The sequence below is a fragment of the Microvirga tunisiensis genome (genome assembly GCF_009296175.1).
In the GTDB taxonomy this organism is placed as follows: domain Bacteria; phylum Pseudomonadota; class Alphaproteobacteria; order Rhizobiales; family Beijerinckiaceae; genus Microvirga; species Microvirga tunisiensis.
The window spans coordinates 1-20,543 of the sequence record NZ_VOSK01000106.1 but is presented as its reverse complement, the minus strand read 5'-3'; the positions used below and the strand labels follow the sequence as shown (position 1 = coordinate 20,543).

The 20,543-nt window shown below is 61.9% G+C and carries 22 protein-coding genes and 1 pseudogene; 16 read left to right on the top strand and 7 right to left on the bottom strand.

What is annotated here, in order from left to right:
* Positions 1–328: 328 nt before the first annotated feature.
* The 3 genes and pseudogenes from FS320_RS22075 to FS320_RS22065 form a co-directional block, all read right to left on the bottom strand.
* Positions 329–769 (bottom strand): annotated as a pseudogene (locus FS320_RS22075) (AMP-binding protein); the annotation flags it as partial.
* 95 nt (positions 770–864) lie between these two features.
* Positions 865–1,530: a bifunctional 4-hydroxy-2-oxoglutarate aldolase/2-dehydro-3-deoxy-phosphogluconate aldolase gene (gene eda, locus FS320_RS22070; protein WP_152714094.1), complete on the bottom strand. Its 666-nt coding sequence runs from the start codon at positions 1,528–1,530 to the stop codon at positions 865–867.
* Between the two features lie 36 nt (positions 1,531–1,566).
* Complete coding sequence (locus FS320_RS22065; protein WP_244627296.1) at positions 1,567–2,433, bottom strand: sugar kinase; 867 nt, start codon at positions 2,431–2,433, stop codon at positions 1,567–1,569.
* Between the two features lie 444 nt (positions 2,434–2,877).
* On the opposite strand from FS320_RS22065, the gene FS320_RS22060 reads away from it, so the two are divergent.
* Positions 2,878–3,360, top strand: coding sequence for an HU family DNA-binding protein (locus FS320_RS22060; RefSeq protein WP_152714092.1), 483 nt, complete (start codon positions 2,878–2,880; stop codon positions 3,358–3,360).
* A 201-nt stretch (positions 3,361–3,561) separates the two neighbouring features.
* Positions 3,562–4,311 carry an extensin family protein gene (locus FS320_RS48180; protein WP_202882882.1) on the top strand — a complete coding sequence of 250 codons (750 nt, stop codon included), beginning with the start codon at positions 3,562–3,564 and terminating at the stop codon, positions 4,309–4,311.
* A 39-nt stretch (positions 4,312–4,350) separates the two neighbouring features.
* On the opposite strand, the gene FS320_RS22050 is transcribed toward FS320_RS48180, so the two are convergent.
* Positions 4,351–4,590, bottom strand: coding sequence for a hypothetical protein (locus FS320_RS22050; protein ID WP_152714091.1), 240 nt, complete (start codon positions 4,588–4,590; stop codon positions 4,351–4,353).
* 291 nt (positions 4,591–4,881) lie between these two features.
* Here FS320_RS22050 and FS320_RS22045 point away from each other — a divergent pair, with 291 nt between their 5' ends.
* Positions 4,882–5,694: a DUF1194 domain-containing protein gene (locus FS320_RS22045; RefSeq protein WP_152714090.1), complete on the top strand. Its 813-nt coding sequence runs from the start codon at positions 4,882–4,884 to the stop codon at positions 5,692–5,694.
* A gap of 77 nt (positions 5,695–5,771) precedes the next feature.
* Here FS320_RS22045 and FS320_RS22040 read toward each other — a convergent pair whose 3' ends face one another.
* Positions 5,772–6,980, bottom strand: coding sequence for an extracellular catalytic domain type 1 short-chain-length polyhydroxyalkanoate depolymerase (locus FS320_RS22040; protein ID WP_152714089.1), 1,209 nt, complete (start codon positions 6,978–6,980; stop codon positions 5,772–5,774).
* A gap of 143 nt (positions 6,981–7,123) precedes the next feature.
* Between FS320_RS22040 and FS320_RS22035 the strand changes: the two genes are divergently transcribed.
* Positions 7,124–7,468, top strand: coding sequence for a hypothetical protein (locus FS320_RS22035; RefSeq protein WP_152714088.1), 345 nt, complete (start codon positions 7,124–7,126; stop codon positions 7,466–7,468).
* Positions 7,469–7,514: 46 nt separating this feature from the next.
* Here FS320_RS22035 and FS320_RS22030 read toward each other — a convergent pair whose 3' ends face one another.
* Both FS320_RS22030 and FS320_RS22025 read right to left on the bottom strand, forming a co-directional pair.
* Positions 7,515–9,365: a DEAD/DEAH box helicase gene (locus FS320_RS22030; RefSeq protein WP_152714087.1), complete on the bottom strand. Its 1,851-nt coding sequence runs from the start codon at positions 9,363–9,365 to the stop codon at positions 7,515–7,517.
* 54 nt (positions 9,366–9,419) lie between these two features.
* Positions 9,420–9,737, bottom strand: a complete 318-nt coding sequence (locus FS320_RS22025) for a hypothetical protein (protein WP_152714086.1) — start codon at positions 9,735–9,737, stop codon at positions 9,420–9,422.
* A 160-nt stretch (positions 9,738–9,897) separates the two neighbouring features.
* Here FS320_RS22025 and FS320_RS22020 point away from each other — a divergent pair, with 160 nt between their 5' ends.
* The 12 genes from FS320_RS22020 to FS320_RS47195 all read left to right on the top strand — a co-directional run.
* Positions 9,898–10,770, top strand: coding sequence for a hypothetical protein (locus tag FS320_RS22020; RefSeq protein ID WP_152714085.1), 873 nt, complete (start codon positions 9,898–9,900; stop codon positions 10,768–10,770).
* Positions 10,771–10,847: 77 nt separating this feature from the next.
* Positions 10,848–12,095 carry an extracellular solute-binding protein gene (locus tag FS320_RS22015; protein WP_152714084.1) on the top strand — a complete coding sequence of 416 codons (1,248 nt, stop codon included), beginning with the start codon at positions 10,848–10,850 and terminating at the stop codon, positions 12,093–12,095.
* A gap of 53 nt (positions 12,096–12,148) precedes the next feature.
* Complete coding sequence (locus FS320_RS22010; RefSeq protein WP_244627294.1) at positions 12,149–13,090, top strand: carbohydrate ABC transporter permease; 942 nt, start codon at positions 12,149–12,151, stop codon at positions 13,088–13,090.
* Positions 13,087–13,941, top strand: a complete 855-nt coding sequence (locus FS320_RS22005) for a carbohydrate ABC transporter permease (RefSeq protein WP_152714083.1) — start codon at positions 13,087–13,089, stop codon at positions 13,939–13,941. The genes FS320_RS22010 and FS320_RS22005 overlap by 4 nt, the downstream gene beginning before the upstream one ends.
* Before the next feature lie 9 nt (positions 13,942–13,950).
* Complete coding sequence (locus FS320_RS22000) at positions 13,951–14,622, top strand: N-acetylmannosamine-6-phosphate 2-epimerase (RefSeq protein WP_152714082.1); 672 nt, start codon at positions 13,951–13,953, stop codon at positions 14,620–14,622.
* A 104-nt stretch (positions 14,623–14,726) separates the two neighbouring features.
* Positions 14,727–15,671, top strand: coding sequence for a protein-methionine-sulfoxide reductase catalytic subunit MsrP (gene msrP, locus FS320_RS21995; protein ID WP_162003146.1), 945 nt, complete (start codon positions 14,727–14,729; stop codon positions 15,669–15,671).
* On the top strand, positions 15,671–16,315 hold the full coding sequence (gene msrQ, locus FS320_RS21990) for a protein-methionine-sulfoxide reductase heme-binding subunit MsrQ (RefSeq protein ID WP_152714080.1): 645 nt from the start codon (positions 15,671–15,673) through the stop codon (positions 16,313–16,315). The genes msrP and msrQ overlap by 1 nt, the downstream gene beginning before the upstream one ends.
* Before the next feature lie 104 nt (positions 16,316–16,419).
* Complete coding sequence (gene modA, locus FS320_RS21985; protein WP_152714095.1) at positions 16,420–17,196, top strand: molybdate ABC transporter substrate-binding protein; 777 nt, start codon at positions 16,420–16,422, stop codon at positions 17,194–17,196.
* Positions 17,196–17,888, top strand: coding sequence for a molybdate ABC transporter permease subunit (gene modB, locus FS320_RS21980; protein ID WP_152714079.1), 693 nt, complete (start codon positions 17,196–17,198; stop codon positions 17,886–17,888). Before modA ends, modB begins: the two co-directional genes overlap by 1 nt.
* Positions 17,888–18,994, top strand: a complete 1,107-nt coding sequence (modC, locus tag FS320_RS21975; protein WP_152714078.1) for a molybdenum ABC transporter ATP-binding protein — start codon at positions 17,888–17,890, stop codon at positions 18,992–18,994. The genes modB and modC overlap by 1 nt, the downstream gene beginning before the upstream one ends.
* A gap of 83 nt (positions 18,995–19,077) precedes the next feature.
* On the top strand, positions 19,078–20,343 hold the full coding sequence (locus FS320_RS21970; RefSeq protein WP_152714077.1) for an aminopeptidase: 1,266 nt from the start codon (positions 19,078–19,080) through the stop codon (positions 20,341–20,343).
* Positions 20,328–20,543 (top strand): hypothetical protein (locus FS320_RS47195; RefSeq protein WP_210252211.1); only part of this gene is annotated, 216 nt, incomplete at its 3' end. The genes FS320_RS21970 and FS320_RS47195, both read left to right, overlap by 16 nt.

The window sequence follows — 20,543 nt, the reverse complement described above, 5'->3', positions numbered from 1 at the left end:
ATGCGTTTGCCCGGCAAATGCGGCTCCATCCGATCCCACTGGTGATCTTTCAACATCAGACGAACTCCGCTCACCCAAGCCTCCGCGCCCAAAAGGAGCTTGAATCAGATTTGCGAGTCCGTCGAAAGCCTGAATGTCAACGCGCTCTAGATCCTCGACACAGTGATTTTGACCGGTTGGCCTGCCGTCTCTTGTGACGGCACTTCGAAGCGGTGCGGGATCTGCAAGTGGATTGATCCCCATTGGACGGGGCCTCGGTACCAGATGCGAAGTCCGCAGCACGAGCTTGGCGGTGTCAAACCGTCAAAATCACTGTGCTAAGGATCTAGTCGATGACGAGAGGTTTTGCCGAAGACAATTCGAGAGCCGCTTTAATGGTGGCCGAGAATTCCCGATCAGTAATGAGCACCTTGGCTTCGCTGTGCTCCAGACAGAAGGCGATGATCTTGGCGTCGAGGCGGGTGTTCAGCGTGTTGAGCACCACGCCGGCCATAGGGACACCGTAATGGCATTCAAGCATGGCAGGCGTATTGGGAAGCATGACCGAGACGGTGTCGCCGCGCCCGATGTCACGCTGGGCAAGGGCCGAGGCGAGACGCCGGGAACGGGCATAAAGGTCCTGATAGTTGCGCTTGAGGGAGCCGTGGATCAGAGCCGTGCGGTTGGGGTGAACGCTGGCCGCCCGCTCCAGGAACGTGAGCGGCGTCAGCGGCTGATAGTTCGCCGGGTTCTTGTCGAGGTTCGTATCGTAGATCGTCGAAGCCACTATCTTTCCTCCCCTTGGTGATGAGTATCGCCAGGGGGAGGGGAGCTGACAACCCTACGAAATGTCAGCACCTGATTCGCGCCGCACTTGAGAGCCGATCATTCCTTGATGGACATCACGGCGCGCTGCGCCTTCGCCGTGATCTCACCCCATGCCTGGGCGCGGATGTCGGAGGTCTGGCATACCCACGATCCGCCCACCGCCACGACGTTTGACAGGGTAAGCCAATCTCGGGCGTTCTTTTCGTCGATTCCGCCCGTCGGGCAAAAGCGTGCCTGCGGGAACGGGCCAGCGAGGGCCTTCAGCGCCGGAATGCCCCCAGCGGCAACGGCCGGGAAAAACTTGACGGTCTGGAAGCCGTGGGCGAGCGCCGCCATGAGCTCGGAGGCGGTGGCGATGCCGGGAATGAAAGGAATCTCGCTCTGGCTTGCCGCTTCGAGCAGGTCCGGTGTGGCGCCAGGGCTCAAGGCATAACGTGCGCCGAGCGCCTGAGCACGCTCCAAATCCTTAGGCGTCAGAACGGTCCCAATGCCGACGATGGCGTCAGGAACCTCCCGGATAATGGCAGCTGCAGAATCCGCCGCAGCGGACGTGCGCAGGGTGATTTCCAGCAAGCGCAGTCCGCCCGCCACGAGAGCCCGTGCGAGGGGAACCGCATCCTCCACACGCTCCAGCGTGATGACCGGAACGATAGGGCCGGCGCGGAGGAGATCTGCGAGCTTCTTGTTGCGGGAGCTGGCGAGGTCCTTCTGATCTTGTGGCATGGGTGGAACTCCTTGGATGGAGATTGCAAGCATAGTTTATGGCATGGCCTCGCGCGGAATGATCGCGCCGCGATAGCGCACGACCTGACCGGCGAGGCCATGCCCTGCCGCCGCCGCAGATTGGGGACTTTCACCGCACAGGCGCGCGTTGAGATAAGCCGCGGCGAAACTGTCCCCGGCCGCGGTGGTATCGACCACATCCTCCGCAGGCTTGCCGGGCACAACAATGTCTTCACCTTGCGACAGCACGCGACAGGTCAGGTCGGGATACTTGAGGACGATCTCGGCCCGATCGGAGAAGGTCAACAGCTCCTCCGCACCGTTACTGCCGAACAAGAGGTCGAGGTCTTCCGTCGAGGCGAGAAAGATGTCGGCACATTCGAAGGTCTGACGGAAGGCAGCCCGCGCAGTATCCAGATCGGGCCAGCCTCGGGGGCGGAAATTCGTATCGAAGGCCACGCGCCTGCCTTTGGACCGCGCGTCGCCGAGCACGTCGAACAGCCGCTCGCGTCCACTTTCTCCGTACAGGGAAAGGGAAATGCCCGAGAGATAGACGAGATCGTATCCGCCGATGGCTTCGATGATGTCCTGAGCCTCCGGCGCCTGGAACAGCAGGCGCGCGGCAGCGGTCTCGCGCCAGTAGGAGAACCGGCGCTCGCCCTTTGGATCCGTCTGGATGATGTAAAGCCCCGGAAGACGTCCGGGCAGGCGCAGCACCCGTTGTGTCCCAACGCCTTCCGCGTTCCAAGCTGCGATCAGCTCATCGCTCCAGCTGTCGTCTCCGAGCGCCGTGATATAGTCGGTCTGCGTTCCGAGGCGGGCCAGGTAGGCGGCTGTGTTGAACGTATCGCCGCCATAGCCACGGGACAACCGGCCATCGGTCTCCTCCCGAAGCTCGATCATGCATTCTCCGATGCAGGCGACCCTTGTCATGCTTTCACCGTGGCATTTCCCGAATATGGTGAGCTTAAGCTCTTTCGTCGATCCAATAACTGCAATACTGCGATTTTGCGACAAGGAAAGTGACATCAGATAATTCGCGGATGTCCAGTCCCCAGGCGGCCTAAGAGATCATGTGATCGCGGGATAGCTCCCGACCCATCTTCAAAAGCGGTTCTGTCCGCTGCGTTTCTTCGAATTCAAGCCGCTCTGCACCCCAATCGGAGTTTGGATGCAGGGCGTAGTTCAAGGGTGTCGAAGCCAGCATTCGGGCCTTCATCAACGAGAAATCGACAAGTAATCCTTACTATTATGCGGAAACCTAGCTTTGCCATCTTTAATTCTTGGCTGAAAGCGTTATTGAGATTCTGCTGTCTAATGCATTCACCATCTACAAAGGAGTTTCTGATGGCCAAGACTGCAACCAAAGTTTCCAAGAAGGCCCCGGCCAAGAAGGCTGCGGCGCCTACGGCTGCAGCAAAGGCATCGTCGAAGGCTGCCAAGGCCTCTGCAAAGGCCCCTGTAAAGGCCGCCAGCAAGGCTGCTGCGACCAAGGCGTCGGCGAAGAAAGCGTCCGTGAAGAAGGTTGCGAAGGCTTCCTCCTCGGCGTCGTCTCCGATCCTGACGCTGCGCCACATTGCGGAGAAGCTCTCCGAGCTGCACGAGCTTCCCAAGCGCCAAGCCAACGAGATGCTGACCCAGGTCGTCGAGCTGATCGCCAAGAGCCTGAAGAAGGGCGACAAGATTCGTCTGAGCGGCCTCGGCATCCTGCAGGTGCGCAAGCGCGCCGCCCGCATGGGTCGCAATCCTCAGACCGGCGAGCCGGTGAAGATCAAGGCATCGAAGAAGATCGCCTTCCGCGCGGCCAAGGATCTCAAGGAAGCCATCTAAGCTTCCGGCGCATGGGACAGCGCCTGCGCGCTCCCAGCCAAACGAGCAGTCGATTCGACGCAAAGGGCAAGGCGGACTATCCGCCTTGCTTTTTTTGTTGAAAGAAGAACACTGTCCTGCCGAGATGTGGCACGCCGCTCCCCAGGCTGCCCTGCTGCATCCCTTAACTGGTACCCGAACGAATGAGCCCTGAACAGGGTTGTGCAGATCGATCAGCCCCAACCGCCGCGCCGCGCCAGGATTGTTCCGGTCATCCTCGGACGACTGGCTCTTTCGATTCTGCTGGGACTTGGGATCGTTGCCGGGTTGATCTGGGGCGAAGTCATTGCGATCCCCAACCATCTCAATCCCTTTACGCCGTTGCGCATCGCCGACGATGTCGGCTGGCTGACGCGTCTCAAGCTCTCCCGTCTCGAGCGGGACGGGGAGCAATGCCGTGCGGTTCTGGCCGATTCGTTCGTCTCGCACCGATCGGTGCCGGATCGTCCTTTGGAGCAGGGATGCGGTCTGTCCGATGCGGTTGAAGTGTCACGATCCTTGGTGGGGTTGAGCCGGGAGTTCACGGCCACGTGCTCGCTCACAGTGGTCTGGGCCCTGTTTGAAGTGCATGTCCTGCGTCCGGCGGCCCGGCAGCATTTCGGGCAGGACGTCGTGCGGGTCACGCATTTCGGCACGTATGCCTGCCGCAATGTGAATCACCGCGCAAACGGCCGGCGCAGCGAGCATGCGACAGCCAATGCCATCGACATTGCCGGCTTCGTTCTGGCGGACGGACAGCAGATTACGGTGAAGAGCGATTGGACGGGAAGCAACGCGCGCCGATCAGCCTTCCTGCGCACTCTAAGAAACGGAGCGTGTGATTTTTTCGATGTCGTGCTCAGCCCCGACTACAATGAGGCTCACCACGACCATTTCCATTTCGACATGGGCCCCTATCGGGCGTGCCGATGAGGGGCCGACTGATCCACGTGATTTGAACGGGAACGAAGATCAGTTGAATGTGTAGCTCGGAGCCTCGCCCATCTCGGCGGCCCTGGCTGCGAGCAAAAGCGCCTCGCCGAGTTCCCGGGCATGCTCGGGCGTCATGGCGACGGGCATCTGGCGGCGGATGCCGAGCTCGTATTCCTCAGGCGTGGTCGCGAGTTCGATCACCATCATCGCATCGCGGCCATCAAGTGTGCCGACGGAGAAGCTGGTGAGAGCGCCGATCAGATCCATATCCGGTTTCATGGCTGTGCCCCTTGCGTAGCGTAAGAAATCTTTACCCGAAACACCCACCCCCTGTCTGCTCTGCGTATAGAGAGTGGATTTTGTTACGTGTCCTTGAGCCCTTGAGATCCGTAACCGTGCAGGGGCTGCCCGCCTCTTGCCGGCCCTCTCGCGTTGGGCAGGGCCACCTGTCGCGTAGGGAACTCCGCTGTTTTATCGGCCAAGCTTGCGTATCAAATGCCCGATTGGGGCGTTGACAGATTGCAATCTTGACGGCGGTCGACGGATTGAGGGTCGGGAGTGGAGGTGGTCATGGCGAATAGGCTCCTGAGTACTCTCGCGTTCTTCCTGCTCGCTGGCGATGTTCTGGCAGGCGGTCCCACCGTCCCGGAAATGCAGCTCGATGTCGCCCTCGTCATTGCCGTCGACGTGTCGTCCTCCATGGAAAGCGAGGAGCAGGGGCTTCAGCGCGAAGGCTTCATTGATGCCTTTCGCTCGTCCCTCGTCCATGAAGCGATTGAGAACGGTCTAACTGGCCGGATTGCGGTTACCTATGTCGAATGGTCGGGCGTGAAGGATCAGAGGGTCATCGTGCCCTGGACGATCATCGACAACCCTGAAAAGGCGATGTCGTTTTCCAACCAACTCGCCTATCAGCCCATCCGGCAGGCGGGCATGACATCGATCTCCGGCATCATCGACCGTAGCCGCAGCCTCTTCGAGCAATTGGGCGGCGCTCCGCTCCGTCGCGTCATCGACGTGTCCGGAGACGGTCCCAACAACGATGGTCGTCACGTCACTTATGCGCGCGATGAGGCGGTCGCTGACGGTATCGTCATCAACGGCTTGCCGATCATGTTCAGACGGGCCGCCGGCAGCCCGGAGCTCGAAGATCTGGATCTCTACTTCAGGGAATGCATCATCGGCGGCGTCGGCTCTTTCGTCCTGCCCCTGCACGATCCTGAGCAATTCGCCATGATCGTCCGCACGAAAATCATGCGCGAAATTGCGGGGATTAGCGATAAGAACCCCCTGATCGTTCCGGCCCAGCAAGGAAGCATGAACTGCATCACGGGCGAAAAACGCAAGCAGGAGGATCTGCTGAGCCAGGAGAAGAAGCCCTGAGCGGCACGGATGAGAAGCCAAGCGCCGAGTGACGCTTGGCTCATAGTGCTACGACGCTGCTCTCAACGTGGAGCCGCTCACTTCATGAGACCTGCCGCCTTGAGCGCCTTCGTGATCACCGACCCGATATCCAGATGGGACGAAGCCGCTTGTGTGCTCGGCTGCGGCTTACGCGGTGCGGCCACTGCTTTCGGTGCTTCCGCCGCAGTCGGGAAAACGTGAACGGTTGCTTCCGAGACTTGCGGGACCAGTTTGGGCGCAGGACGGCCCCAGTCCTCTCTTTCGGAAGGCTCCGTCAGCCCCCAGAACTTCGCAATCCGGTAGCTCGATGAGATTCCCACATCGAGAAGGAAGGGGCCGGCGGCGCCGTAGCTGTTCTCATCGTTGCCGACGGCAAGCGGTGTGCCATGGGCCATTCCGGTGATGACATATTCCTCGATGATCTCGTTGCCCGCCGCATCGGTCCAGGCGCGCCTCGGGTAGCCGTCCACGGTATCGCTGCGGCTCGGGCCGGATTGCAGGCCATGGACATTCGTCCACTGCTTGATGATCTCGCCCGCGTTCATCGGTTTGACAGTCGCATCGGCGCTGCCGTGCCACACGGAGACTTTGGGCCACGGCCCTTTATGCGAGGACGCGTCGCGCACGAGGTCGCCCCATTCCTCTGCCGAGCGCGTCTGTCCCTGGAACATGCACTCGAAGGCTTCCGGAACGCTCGTGGCGCAGCGATAGGGAAGGCCGGCGATGATTGCGCCGCCGGCGAATACTTCCGGATAGGCTGCGAGCATAGTCGAGGTCATCGCGCCGCCGGCCGAGAGACCGGTCACGAAGACGCGGCTGCGATCCACGGCATGCTGCTGAACGGCATGCTCGATCATCCGGCGGATCGAGTGAGCCTCGCCGCGATCGCGTTCGACGTCGCCGAGTTGAAACCAGTTGAAGCAGCGATTCGGGTTGTTGGCTTCCTGTTGCTCGGCATAGAGCAGGACGAAACCATAGCGATCAGCAAGCGCCGACCAGCCCGAGCCGCGATCGTATCCGGCTGCAGTCTGCGTGCATCCATGCAGGACGACCACGAGACCGGGAGAGGGCGGAAGGATTTCCGGAACATAAGTCAGCATCCGGAGGTTGCCGGGATTGGAGCCGAAGCCGGTGACTTCCGTCAGTCGGCTTGCTGCCGATGGGCTCTCGAACGCGGCGGACGCCGCACTCGACTTGTCCATCACGGTTTCCCACTGGTGGCGGTAATGAGCCAATTGGCGAATCATCTGCCCTAAGCGCTGCATAATGACTGGGCCCTTTCAGGTACGGGGTTGTCTCAAAGCTAACGCTCATAAGGGGGTGATGTTGCGACGCACAATATCTTTGGTGCAATGCAATATGACCAGGGGCTTTCTTCCGCCCTTCTTCCCAGAAGCTTGGCCGTTCCTTGACGAAGATCAATGCTGCCGTGATCGTGCTTGCCAATCTTCTGCTGGCCGTCGTGATGCTGATCGTCGCCCAACGGTCGAAGCCCGGGCGGGAGATGGAGCTAGCCTCGGAGGTTCGCAACAGCGCCCTGCCGGCCTCTGAAATGGACGCACAGGTTCTGCAGCAGCAGCTCGCGGAGTTTCGTGACGAGGTTCGCGGGGTCAGGGAGGCGGTCGTCGGTTTCGTCCGTCACCCGCTCGCCACCGTTCAACGTTCAACGGGGTCTTGTCGTGCCGCTCGCAGGCGCGGTGATCAATGGATTGAAGAAGCCGGTGTAAACCAATTCACGGATCTACGGCTCTGAAAGAACTCAGGCCGGGTGATCATCATGTCCCGGCCTGCTGCTTTCATCAGGAATGCTTGTCCGACGAGTGCTTCTTGTCCTTCGGACGCTTGTGATCCTTCGGACCCTTGCTGTCCTTTAACTTCCCGTATGAAGGAGGTCCGCCTCTCTCCTTCGGGCCTTTGCCCTTCGGCCTGTCCCAAGGCTTGCCGTCATGAGACTTGCTGTCACGGGACTTGCTGTCGCGCGGCTTGCCGGGTCCGGCATCGGCCGGCTCGATGCGAATGTCCTCGTCGTTGGTCTTGCGGACCGCGGAGGCGAATTTCGGCGCGTGGGACTTGACGATCTCGAACTTCGTCTCGCGATCGAAGATCTTGATCGAGCCGATCTCCTTCTTCGTCACGTGGCCCAGGCGGCAGATGATCGGCAGCAGCCAGCGAGGATCGGCGTTGTTGCGCCGCCCGACGCTCATGCGGAACCACACCATGTCCTCGGACGAGCGCTCGAACCCGCCCTCGGACGAATCCCGGCCTCTGTCCTTGAAACCGTGCTCTCGCTCATCCTGCCGCTCGCGCTTGTCCTTGCGCTGGCGTGGCTCGCGGTCTGGGCCCGTATCCACGATCTCCTCGGGAGCAGGCAGCCGTGAACGATTGAAGCGCACGAGAGCATTGGCGATCTCTTCGGCCGAACGCTCAGCGAGGAGCGCCCGCGCCATGACAAGATCCTCCTCCGTCGTCTCCTCGGTGAAGATCGGATCCTGCATCAGCCGCTCCCGGTCGCGCAGGCGGATTTCGTCTGCAGAGGGGGGACCAGCCCAGGTCACATCGACTCCTGCCATGTCCACGAGGCGTTCGGCCTTGCGGCGGCGGGTATAGGGCACCAGCAGCACGCAGGTGCCCTTGCGCCCGGCGCGGCCCGTGCGGCCGCTGCGGTGCAGGAGCGTTTCGTGATCGTTCGGCAGATCGAAATGGATCACGAGACCGAGATCGGGAAGGTCGATGCCGCGTGCCGCCACGTCGGTGGCAACACAGACCCGGGCGCGTCCGTCGCGGAGTGCCTGCAACGCGTGGCTGCGCTCGCTCTGGGTCAGCTCGCCCGAAAGGGCAACAGCCAGAAAGCCGCGCTCGAGCAGGCTGGCGTGCAGGTGGCGCACCGCCTCGCGGGTGTGGCAGAACACCATGGCGCCGCGACTCTCGTAGAAGCGTAGCACGTTGACCACCGCATGCTCGACTTCGTTGGGCGCAATCCTGAGCGCGCGATAGTCGATATCGCCGTGCGGCTGGTTCTGGACCAGGGTGTCGATGCGGTGCGCTTCGCGCTGGTAGCGCCGAGCGAGGGCGACGATGTTCTTCGGCAGGGTCGCGGAGAACAGCAGCGTGCGGCGGTCCTCCGGCGTGGCGTCGAGGATGAACTCCAGGTCCTCGCGGAAGCCGAGATCGAGCATTTCATCGGCTTCGTCAAGCACCACGACGCGCATCTTCGAGGTGTCGAGACGGCCGCGCTCCAGGTGGTCTCGCAGGCGGCCCGGGGTGCCGACGACGATATGGCAGCCATCGGCAAGTGCTCGCTGCTCGCGGCGCACGTCCATGCCGCCGACGCATGAGACGACCCGCGCGCCGGCCGGACCGTAGAGCCAGATGAGCTCCCGGTTGACCTGGAGGGCGAGCTCGCGGGTCGGTGCGATGATCAGGGCCAGCGGCTCGCGCGGCGCGTCGAAACGCTCGGCATCGCCCAACAGGGTGGAGGCCATGGCGAGGCCGTAGGCGACGGTCTTGCCGGAGCCGGTCTGGGCTGAGACGAGAAGGTCACGATCAAGAGCGTCCGGCTGCAGCACGGCGGCCTGGACGGGGGTCGGATCGTTGTAGCCTCGATCGGCTAAGGCGCGCTCGAGGCTGGGATTGGTCTTGGGGAAAGGCATGTGAATAGGGCTGAACCGTGTCTGGGGAGCCTACGAGGGCTCCGGTAAGGATGATCAGCTAGAGGCTGCGGCGTCGTCTATTTCGTCGATGGACACCAGGAACACGACATCGATATCGAGGTCGTCGTCATAGTCTTCGTCGCCTTCGTCGACCTTGTCCTCTTCGTCCAGAGCCTCATAGAAGGCATCGATCTCGTGTTCCGATGCGGGCCGTGTCGTCAAGGCAGCTGAGCCGTCCCAGAGGGATCGGCCCTCGCTCTTAAACGATTTCAGGTCATCTTTAAAGCTCTCGCTGAGAAAGAGTTCGCGAGCTTGTCCCTCATCTGCGTTCGTCACGGCAACCGCCTTGCCGGCTATCTCCAGGGTGACCATGGCTTTCCCTTCGCCAACACATGTTGATCAAAGCACTAACGCCTAGGTCTCGGATTCGATCAACCCGAACATTCCTAAGCCCTTTGAGCTTTGGGAAGGATGTGAAAAGCACCTAAGGCCAGTATAGACACGAGGCGACCAATACGAGACCAGTTAGGCCGTGAACGCGACTGGCCCCATCTCCCGTTTCCGGTCTCTGGACCGGCTGTCCCTGCCAGGCTCCCGTGTCAATGAGGACGGGATCGGCCTGCGCGGGTCTTTTGCCTGGGTGATCGACGGCGCAACCGGCTTGTCCGACGAGCAACTCACCTCCGGAGGCAGCGATGCCGCCTGGCTCGCCGGCCTGATCGGCGACCGGCTGATGGACCTCGCCGGAGAAGAGGGCGATGCGGTCTTGAGCCGCCTTGAAGCCGATATTCATTCCATCTTCCGAGAGACCACGGCCCATGTCCCGGAAGTCGGCGACCGCCATGCTCCCTCTGCCTGCCTCGGCTTGGTCGAGGCCCACCCAGGGGAGGGCGGACAGGTCAGGGTCCAGGGCCGCTTCCTGGGTGACGTGATCGCCCTCGTACCCACGGAGCGAGGAGTCGTTCGGTGGACCGACGAACGGGCCAAGCCTTTCGAGAAGAAGACGCTGGCCGCCCTCGGAGCGCGGGAGCACGCGCCGGGCTCCATCCCCGAGGCGGTGAAGCGCCAGATCCTGGAGAACCGCACCAAGCTCAATCGACCGGACGGCTACTGGGTCGTGAATCCGCTCCGGCCCTGGGCCGGCCGCGAGCTGCGGTTCGAGGCGCAGGTGAAGGCGGGCGAGCACATCGTGCTTGCCACCGACGGTTTCATGCGGCTCGTGGATGTGTTCGGAGCTTACTCGGACACCGCCCTTCATGCCCGGCTTGCTGCGGGCGATGGTCCTGATCTGATGCAGGAGTTGCGGGAAAGAGAGCGGAGCGACCTTCTGGCGGGCGCTTATCCGCGTGTTAAGACCCACGACGACGCGACGTTTCTCGTCATCGCAGCCGAGCCATATGGCTGAAGAAATTCCGCCGGGCATGCCTGAAAATCATACCCGGCGGTGGGAGGACAAGGACTTCAACAATGAGGGAACTGACAATGAAACTGACCCGACGCATTCTGATGGGCGCCGCAGCCGGCGGCTTCCTGTTCTCAGGCACCGCCGCCATGGCGCAGACCGAGCTGACCTTCTGGAGCTGGCGCCAGGAAGACAAGGCCTTCTACCAGGACATCATCAAGAAGTTCCAGGCGAAGGAGCCTGGGATCACGGTGAAGTTCGAGACCTACGCGCCTGAGAACTACCAGACCATCCTGTCCACGGCGCTCGCCGCCGGCCGCGGTCCGGACGTGATCCAAGCGCGTGCCTATGGAAACCTTGAGACCATCGCCACCCCCGGATACCTGCTCGCCCTCGACAAGCAGAACGTGCCCGAACTGGCAAACTTCCCGGAAGCCGCGCTCGTGGCCGAGACCCTGCGCTCGGACGGCAAGGTCTATGCGGTTCCGTTCGCCATGCAGGCTCAGCTCGTCGTCTACAACAAGAAGATCTTCAAGGATGCCGGCGTGAACCCGCCGAAGACCTGGGACGAGATGATGACTCTCGCCCAGGCGCTTAAGGCCAAGAACATCAATCCGTTCTCCAACGGCACGGCAACGGCCTGGCAGAACGAGACCATCGTCGGCGGCCTGCTCTCGTCCATGCTCGGCAAGGAATTCGAGGCCGACATCGTCTCAGGCAAGGCGAACTTCACCGATCCGCGCTTCGTCAGCGCCCTCGGCAAGCTGAAGGACATCAGCCAGTACTTCGCGCCGAACTTTATCGGCGTGGATTATCCGTCCTCGCAGCAGCTCTTCGTGGCGGGTCGCGCGGCCATGTTCGCGGGCGGTTCCTATGAGGTGGCGAACTTCAAGAACCAGAACCCCACGCTCGATCTCGGCGTGTTCCCGGCTCCCGTCCTGAAGGCGGGCGACCAGGCGCTGATCGCCACCTACTATGACGGCGGCTATGCGGTGAACGCCAAGACCGAGAAGAAGGACGCCGCACTCAAGTTCGTGCGGTTCATGGCCACGCCGGAATACGGCACGGCCTTCACCAACACGCTCAAGAACCTGTCGCCGATCAAGGGAATTAAGATCGAGGACCCGATCACGCAGGATGTGGCGAAGCTCGCCGAGAACTCCATGTCCTACCTGATGCTCGTGCGCTTCCGGTATCAGGAGCCGAGCGGTTCCGTGCTGCTGCAGTCTAACGTGCAGAAGATGCTCGCCGGTCAGCAGACCCCCGAGCAGGCGGCTACCGAGATCAACAAGGGCATCGCGACCTACTACAAGCCGTTCCAGAAGTAAGACATCGACAAAGAGGCGGCGGGTCATGGGGCCTGCCGTCTTTTTCTGAAAGAATGCACGTTATGCCCGTCTCGCCGAAACAGGCCCGCACGCTGAAGCACCAATTGTGGGTGGCGTTTCTCGTCGTCCCGCCCATCGTCTTCATGTCGCTGTTCGTGGTCTATCCGATCCTGTCGGCCTTCGCTTATGCCTTCTATGATTGGCAGGGACTGGCGCGCGGCGAATTCGTCGGCCTGAAGAACTTCAAGGAAGTGCTGTTCGGCGCCACCATGGCCCCGGTGGTATGGAACGCCTTCCTGCACAACGTCTATGCGCTGATCGCGCTGATGATCATCCAGAACGGCGGCGGGTTCTTTCTCGCCTGGCTTCTCTACAAGGAGCCTTTCGGCTTTCGCTTCCACCGGGTGGCGGTATTCGTGCCGGTGGTGCTGTCGACGATCATCGTCGGCTTCCTCTGGAAGCTTTTCCTGAATCCGAATTTCGGCATTATCAATCAGGCCCTTTATTCCCTCGGCTTGTATGCTTTGGCCAAGCCCTGGCTCGGCGATTCCTCGACGGCGCTCGGTGCTCTCATCCTCGCCAATGCCTGGCACTTCGTCGGCTTCCCGGCTCTCGTCTATCTCGCCGGCATGCAGCGCATTCCGCTGGAAATCATCGAGGCGGCGCGGCTCGACGGCACCAACGAGTGGCAGCTTCTGAGGAATATCGTGTGGCCCCTGGTGGCGCCGAGCACCACCATCCTCTTCACGCTGCTCTTCATCGGCGCGTTCAACTGGTTCGAGATCCCTTACGTGATGGTGGGTCTCGACGGTTCGCCCTTCGGCTCCACGGATGTTCTGGGCCTCGTCTTCTACCGCACGGCTTTCGGCAACCAGAGCGCCAGCATCCAGAACTTCGGCATGGGTTCGGCCCTCGCCACGCTCCTCTTCCTCTTCATCGTCGTCTTCGCGTCCATGCTGACCCTGTGGCTGCGCCGTCGGGAGATCCAGTTTTGACCGCTATCACCAACGATACGCCGGCAGCGCGCCAAGCGATTCCCTTCGTCTTGCTCGCTCAGGTCATCCTGATCGCGAACTCCTTCATCATGCTCTATCCGGTCGTGGTGATGGTGCTCTCCGCCTTCAAGACGACGGGCGAGATCTTCGAGCACCCCTTCGCACTGCCCGATTTCACGCAGGTGCAGAACTTCGCCAAGGTGCTCGGCGAGACCGCGATGCCGACCTATTTCGTCAACTCGATCCTCGTCACGGGCACCTCGATCATCCTGATCCTCGTTCTCGGCACCATGGCGGGCTATGCGGTGGCGCGCTACGAGTCGCGCACTAACACCTTCATCCTGCTGTTCTTCCTGGCGGGCCTGATGCTGCCGCTGAAGCTAGCGGTGATCCCGCTCTTCATCCTTCTGCGGGATCTCGGCCTGCTCGACAGCCGCTGGAGCCTGATCGTCACCTATACCGCCATCGGCCTGCCTTCGACCGTGTTCATCATGGCGGGCTTCCTGCGCACGTTGCCGTCAGAACTCGAGGATGCGGCGCGCATCGACGGCGCCTCCGAGCCTCGCATCATGTGGTCGGTCATGCTGTCACTGGCGCGCCCGCCCATGGCGATTGCCGCTATTCAGAACGCGGTGCCGATCTGGAACGACTTCTTCTTCCCACTGGTCTTCATCCAGACCGATGCGCGCAAGACCCTGCCGCAGGGACTGACCACCTTCATGGGCGAATACACCACCGATTGGGGCATGCTGTTTGCTGGCCTCACCATCGCGGCGGCTCCCATCACGCTCCTCTACATCGCTCTGTCACGCCAGTTCATCCAGGGCATGACGGCCGGTGCAGTGAAGTAAGGTGAACCCATGCTGATTCCGAAAGGCGCCCTAGTCGTCTCCTGCCAAGCGCGGGCCGACAACCCGTTGCACGGTCCAGTCCATATGTCCGCCATGGCGCAGGCCGCGCAGGCCGGCGGCGCCGGGGGCATCCGGGCCAACGGCGAGGCGGACGTGGCGGCGATCCGCGCCGTGACGAGGCTTCCGATCATTGGAATCGCCAAGGTATGGGACGACCGCTTCCCAGTCTATATCACTCCAGGTTTCGAGCAGGCGGCACAGATTGCGAAAGCAGGCGCCGACATCGTCGGGCTCGACGCCACGCCGCGTCCGCGCGATGGCGAGCCCGTGGAGCGCCTGATCGGGCGGATTCGTGCGGAGCTCGGCAAGGAGGTCTTTGCCGATGTCGCCACGCTCGAGGAGGGGCGGGCCGCCCATGCCGCCGGCGCGACCTATGTCGCGACCACGCTCTCCGGCTACACGGAGGAAACGGCGTCCCGCAAGACTGAAGGTCCCGATCTGGAGCTTCTGTCGGCTCTCGTGGCCGAGATCCCAGCACCTATCGTTGCGGAAGGGCGCTTCGATGCGCCGGATCTCGTCGCGGAAGCTTTCAGGCGTGGGGCCCATGCGGTGGTGGTGGGCACCGCCATCACCAATCCGCGCGAAATAACACGCAATTTCGTTCGTGCCATCTCGTTCTAGTTCATCGACCTGGCTTCAATAGAAAGTTTGTAACGGAAACGTGAGACCACCACTGGCGTTCTCGGGTGTACCCATTCAGAATGGGTTCCAAACGAGGTGATGCCGTGCTGATCCGCCGTCCTACCGATATCCTGCCTTCCGAGATCACGCCTCGGGCGGTCTATCTCAGCCGCCGCCAATGGATGGCCGGCGCCGCCGGGCTCACTCTGGCCGCGACCCTGCCGAAAGGATTGGAAGCAGCACCCCTCTCCGCCACCAAGAGTCCCTTCTCCACGGATGAGAAGAAGACGAGCCGTGAGGACGTCACGAGCTACAACAATTACTATGAGTTCGGGACCGGCAAGGAGGACCCGGCGGCGAAAGCCGGCAGCCTCAAGAACTCGCCCTGGACGGTCAAGGTCGACGGGATGGTGGGCAAGCCCGCCGAGTTCGCCATCGAGGATCTCATCAAGTCGTCGGCCCTGGAGGAGCGCATCTACCGCATGCGTTGCGTCGAAGGCTGGTCCATGGTCATCCCCTGGGTCGGTTTCCCGCTGGCTGATCTCGTCAAGCGCGTGGAGCCCTTGGGCAGTGCGAAATACGTGGCCTTCGAGACCGCCTATCGGCCGGAGGAGATGCCGGGCGTCCAATCCATGTTTCCGGTGCTCGACTGGCCCTATGTGGAGGGCCTGCGTCTCGACGAGGCCATGAACCCGCTCGCAATTCTGGCGGTCGGCCTCTACGGCGAGACATTGCCGAACCAGAACGGCGCACCGATCCGCCTCGTGGTGCCGTGGAAATACGGATTCAAGGGGATCAAGTCGATCACGCGCATCAGTTTCGTCGACAAGCAGCCCGAGACATCCTGGAACAAGCAGGCTCCGAGCGAATACGGCTTTTATGCCAACGTGAACCCGAGCGTGGACCATCCCCGCTGGAGCCAGGCGACCGAGCGGCGCATCGGGGAGGGCGGTCTGTTCGTGAAGCGCCGTCCGACTCTGATGTTCAACGGCTATGCCGAGCAGGTCGCGAGTCTTTACGCCGGCATGGACCTGCGGAAGCTCTACTGATGGCGGGACGAGCGTCCGTTCAGGCAGACAAGAAAAGCTTTACGCTGCCTCAGGTGCCGAAAATCGCGATCTATCTCGTCGGCTTCATCCCGGCGGTCTGGCTGTTTTATGCCGGCGTCACCGATCAGCTTGGGGCCGATCCGATGCGCTATCTGGAACAAGGGCTCGGCCTTTGGGCCCTGCGCTTCCTGATCGCGACCCTGACGATCACGCCCCTGCGCCAGCTCTTCAGCATCAACCTGCTGCGCTATCGCCGGGCTCTCGGGCTGCTCGCCTTCTATTATGCCGCCCTGCATCTCACCACCTATCTCGTGCTCGACCAGGGGCTCGATGTCGCGGCCATCGTCGCCGACATCGTGAAGCGGCCGTACATCACCATCGGGATGGCGACCTTCATCATCCTCGTGCCCCTGGCTGTGACCTCCAACAATGCCGCGATCCGGCGTATGGGAGGTCAGGCTTGGGCGAAGCTGCACCGCCTGGTCTATGTGGCGGCCATCGGCGCGGCGCTGCATTTCCTGCTCGTGGTGAAATCCTGGCCGCCCGAGCCGCTCGTTTATGCGGCCATCGTGGCCGTGTTGCTCGGCTATCGTCTCCTGCGCTCCATGGTGAAGAAGACGTCTCCTCGGCGGCGTCCCGCTTGAACGCGCGGCTTACTCGGCTAGGATGCGCCCGGTAAGGACAGGGCTTACCCTTGAGCAAGAAGACCATCCATCCAGCGGACTTTATCGTCGGGGCATTCGCCAGAATGCTTGTGGCCGGGCTGATCTTCGCGGCCCCGGCGCTGATCGAAGGAGGCTCGGCCCAAGCCAAAGACGTCGTGGTCTTTGCCGCGGCCAGCCTGAAGAATGCGCTCGATGACGCCGGTGCCGCATGGATGCGCGACACCAGCCGGCGGGTTGTCTTCTCCTATGCGGCGAGCAATGCACTCGCCAAGCAGATCGAGGCCGGCGCTCCCGCCGATCTTTTCTTCTCAGCCGATCTCGATTGGATGGACTATCTGGCCTCGAAGAACCTGATCAGGTCCGAGAGCCGCATCGGCCTCGTCGGCAATTCCCTCGTGCTCGTCGCACCCAAGGGATCGACGATTCAGGTGGCACTGCAGCCCGGCATCGATCTCGCGCCGATCCTCGGCAGCCGCCGTCTCGCGATGGGCCATGTGGAGGCGGTTCCTGCAGGAAAATACGGCAAGGCGGCTCTGGAGCATCTTGGCGCCTGGGAGGGCGTGAAGGACCGGATCGCGCAGGCCGACAATGTCCGTGCCGCGCTCCTTCTCGTCTCCCGTGGCGAAGCGCCCTTAGGGATCGTCTACAAGACAGACGCCGTCTCGGATCCGAACGTGACGATTGCCGCGACATTCCCGACGGGTAGCCATCCATCGATTGTCTATCCCGTGGCGCTCACGAGGGATTCGACCAATCCTGATGCCGTGTCGTTCCTGGCATTCCTGCGCTCGGCCCAGGCCAAGCCTTTGTTTGAGAAGCAAGGCTTCACCGTCATCAACACCGCAGGTTCCGGTTCGTGATGGATGGGTTGACTCTCGAGGAATGGACGGCGGTTCGCCTGAGCCTGAAAGTCGCGCTCGTTGCGATGGCGGCGAGCCTCATTCCCGGCGTCGCCATCGCCTTTGCCCTGGAACGCGGGCGCTTCTGGGGACGGCAAGCGCTTGATGTGATCGTCCATCTGCCTCTCGTGCTACCGCCGGTCGTTGTCGGCTGGTTTCTTCTCATCGGCTTCGGACGGCGCGGGCCTATCGGGTCGTTTCTCGCCGAGCAGTTCGGCGTCGTCCTGTCGTTTCGCTGGACGGGCGCTGCGCTTGCCTGCGCCATCATGGGCTTTCCGCTGCTGGTGCGCGCCATCCGCCTGTCCATCGCATCGGTCGACCGCAAGCTCGAAGATGCTGCCGGCACATTGGGCGCGCATCCGGCCTGGGTTTTCGCTGTCGTGACGCTGCCGCTGATCCTTCCCGGCATCATCGCCGGAATGGTGCTGTCCTTTGCCAAGGCAATGGGCGAGTTCGGCGCAACCATCACTTTCGTGTCCAACATTCCGGGCGAAACGCAGACCATCCCGACGGCCATCTATGCCTACACACAGGTGCCGGGAGGCGAGGGCGGTGTGATGCGGCTCACGATCGTCTCCATCGTCATTTCCATCGCAGCACTCTGGCTCTCCGAATGGCTGGCGCGGCGCGTTCGGCGACGGGTTCACGCGTAATGATCCTCGATGTCGATATCGGGCATGTACAAGGCGCCTTCAGCCTCCGCGCGCGCTTCCAGTCGGATGGAAAACTCACGGCGCTCTTCGGGCCGTCAGGTTCCGGTAAGACGACGATCGTAGGCGCCATCGGCGGTCTCGTGCGGTTCAACCACGGCAGGATCGTCGTGCAGGGACAGGTGCTCGTCGATACGAAGGCAAACGTTTTCGTGCCGAAGCACAAGCGGCGGATCGGCTACGTGTTCCAGGAGGGACGTCTCTTTCCGCATCTCAACGTGCGGCAGAACCTGCTCTTCGGCCGCTGGTTCACGCCCAGACATGACAGGAAGACGAGCTTCGATCATATCGTCGATCTTCTCGGCATCGGCCATCTGCTTGAGCGGCGGCCATCCACGTTGTCGGGTGGCGAGAAGCAGCGGGTCGCGATCGGGCGGGCGCTTCTGGCCGATCCGCAATTGCTGCTGATGGACGAGCCGCTCGCCTCCCTCGACGAAGCGCGAAAGGCCGAGATCTACCCGTATATCGAGCGACTGCGCGACGAGGGCGAGGTGCCCATCGTTCTCGTCAGCCATTCGGTGGCTGAGATTGCGAGGCTTGCCACATCCATTGTCGTTCTGTCCGAGGGACAGGTGACAGCTTCAGGTCCGGCATTTGACATCCTCCGGCACACCCATCTCTTCGCGCAAACCGGCCTCGCAGAGGCGGGGGCACTGATTGACGCCCAGGTATTGCGGCATGAGGATTCCTTCGGTCTGACCGTGTTGCAGACCAAGGCTGGAACACTGAGGGTGCCGCACCTGACGTATCCCACCGGCACGGGCCTGCGCGTGCGTCTGCGCGCGCGCGACATCATGCTGTCTCTGCAAAAGCCCATAGGCATGAGTGCCTTGAATGTATTGCCGGGACTTATTTCCTCGATCGAATATGCCGAGGGGCCGAGCGTGGATGTGCAACTCGATTGCAGCGGAGACCACCTTGTCGCCCGTGTGACCCGGAAATCGGTGGAAGAGCTTGGCCTGAAGCCGGGTCTTCCCGTCCATGCCATCATCAAGAGCATCGCCTTCGACCCGGAGGCTCTCGGCGCGGTCAAGCCGCAGCATATGTGAGATTTTCGCCCATCGAGGTTGCACCGGCGGCAGAGGCGTGTAGCCTCTCCAGCCATCTTTTTCCGCTTCGAGAGCCTCAGATCATGAACGAACAATTCCGGAACCCGGCCGATGCCACGTCCCATGCCAAGCTTCTCGACCGCTTGGCAGAAGTCGCCGTCCGTGTCGGGCTCGGGCTGAAGCCCGGGCAGGAATTGGTCGTGACGGCTCCGCTCGATGCCGTCGCCCTGGTGCGGCGCATCACGGAACATGCCTATAAGGCCGGTGCTTCCCTCGTCACGACGGTCCTCTCCGACGAGGAGAGCACGCTCATGCGCTTCCGCCACGGACGCAACGAGGGTTTCGACACGGCGCCGACCTGGCTCTACGAGGGCATGGCGGCCGCCTACAAGAACGGTGCGGCGCGGCTTGCCATCGTCGGCGAGGACCCGTCGCTTCTTGCCAAGGAGGATCCGGAAAAGGTCTCCCGTGCCAACCGGGCCCGCTCCAAGGCCTATATGCCGGCACTCAACATGATTGCCGGCTTCGACATCAACTGGACGATCGTCGCCGCCGCGACGCCTGCCTGGGCCAAGACCGTGTTCCAGGACGATCCGGAGGACGTGGCCGTCTCCAAGCTCTGGCAGGCAATTTTCGCGGCCTCCCGCGTCGATACGCCGGATCCCATCGCCGCATGGGAGAAGCACAACGCGAACCTCCAGGCGCGCACGCGCATGCTGAACGACAAGAACTATGCCGCGCTCCATTTCCGAGGCCCCGGCACGGACCTGCGTGTCGGCTTGGCAGACGGGCATGAATGGAACGGCGGCTCGACCGCGGCGAAGAACGGGATCGTCTGTAATGCCAATATCCCGACCGAGGAGGTCTTCACCACGCCGCACAAGGACCGGGTGGACGGTTATGTGACCAGCACCAAGCCGCTTTCTTACAACGGCACTCTGATCCAGGACATTCAGGTACGGTTCGCGGGTGGGCGCATCGTCGAGAGCAAGGCGCGTACCGGAGAGGCTGTGCTGAACAAAGTTCTCGATACCGACGAGGGCGCGCGCCGCCTCGGCGAAGTGGCCCTGGTGCCGTTTTCGTCGCCGATCTCGCAAAGTGGGCTTCTCTTCTTCAACACCCTGTTCGACGAGAATGCCTCCAGTCACATTGCCCTTGGCCAAGCCTACAGCAAGTGCATCCGCAACGGCGGAACGATGAGCGAGGACGAACTTGCGTCGCACGGCTCCAACAAGAGCCTGATCCATATCGATTGGATGATCGGCTCCGATCAGATAGACGTGGATGGTATCACACAGGACGGCAGGGCCGAGCCGCTCATGCGGGGCGGTGAATGGGTTATGCAGTAACAAAGATCTGGCATTTGTCGCCAAGCCGGATCTATGATCCTGGCGATTGCCTAGAGCGCGTTGACATTCAGGCTTTCGACGGACTCGCAAATCTGATTCAAGCTCCTTTTGGGCGCGGAGGCTTGGGTGAGCGGAGTTCGTCTGATGTTGAAAGATCACCAGTGGGATCGGATGGAGCCGCATTTGCCGGGCAAACGCAT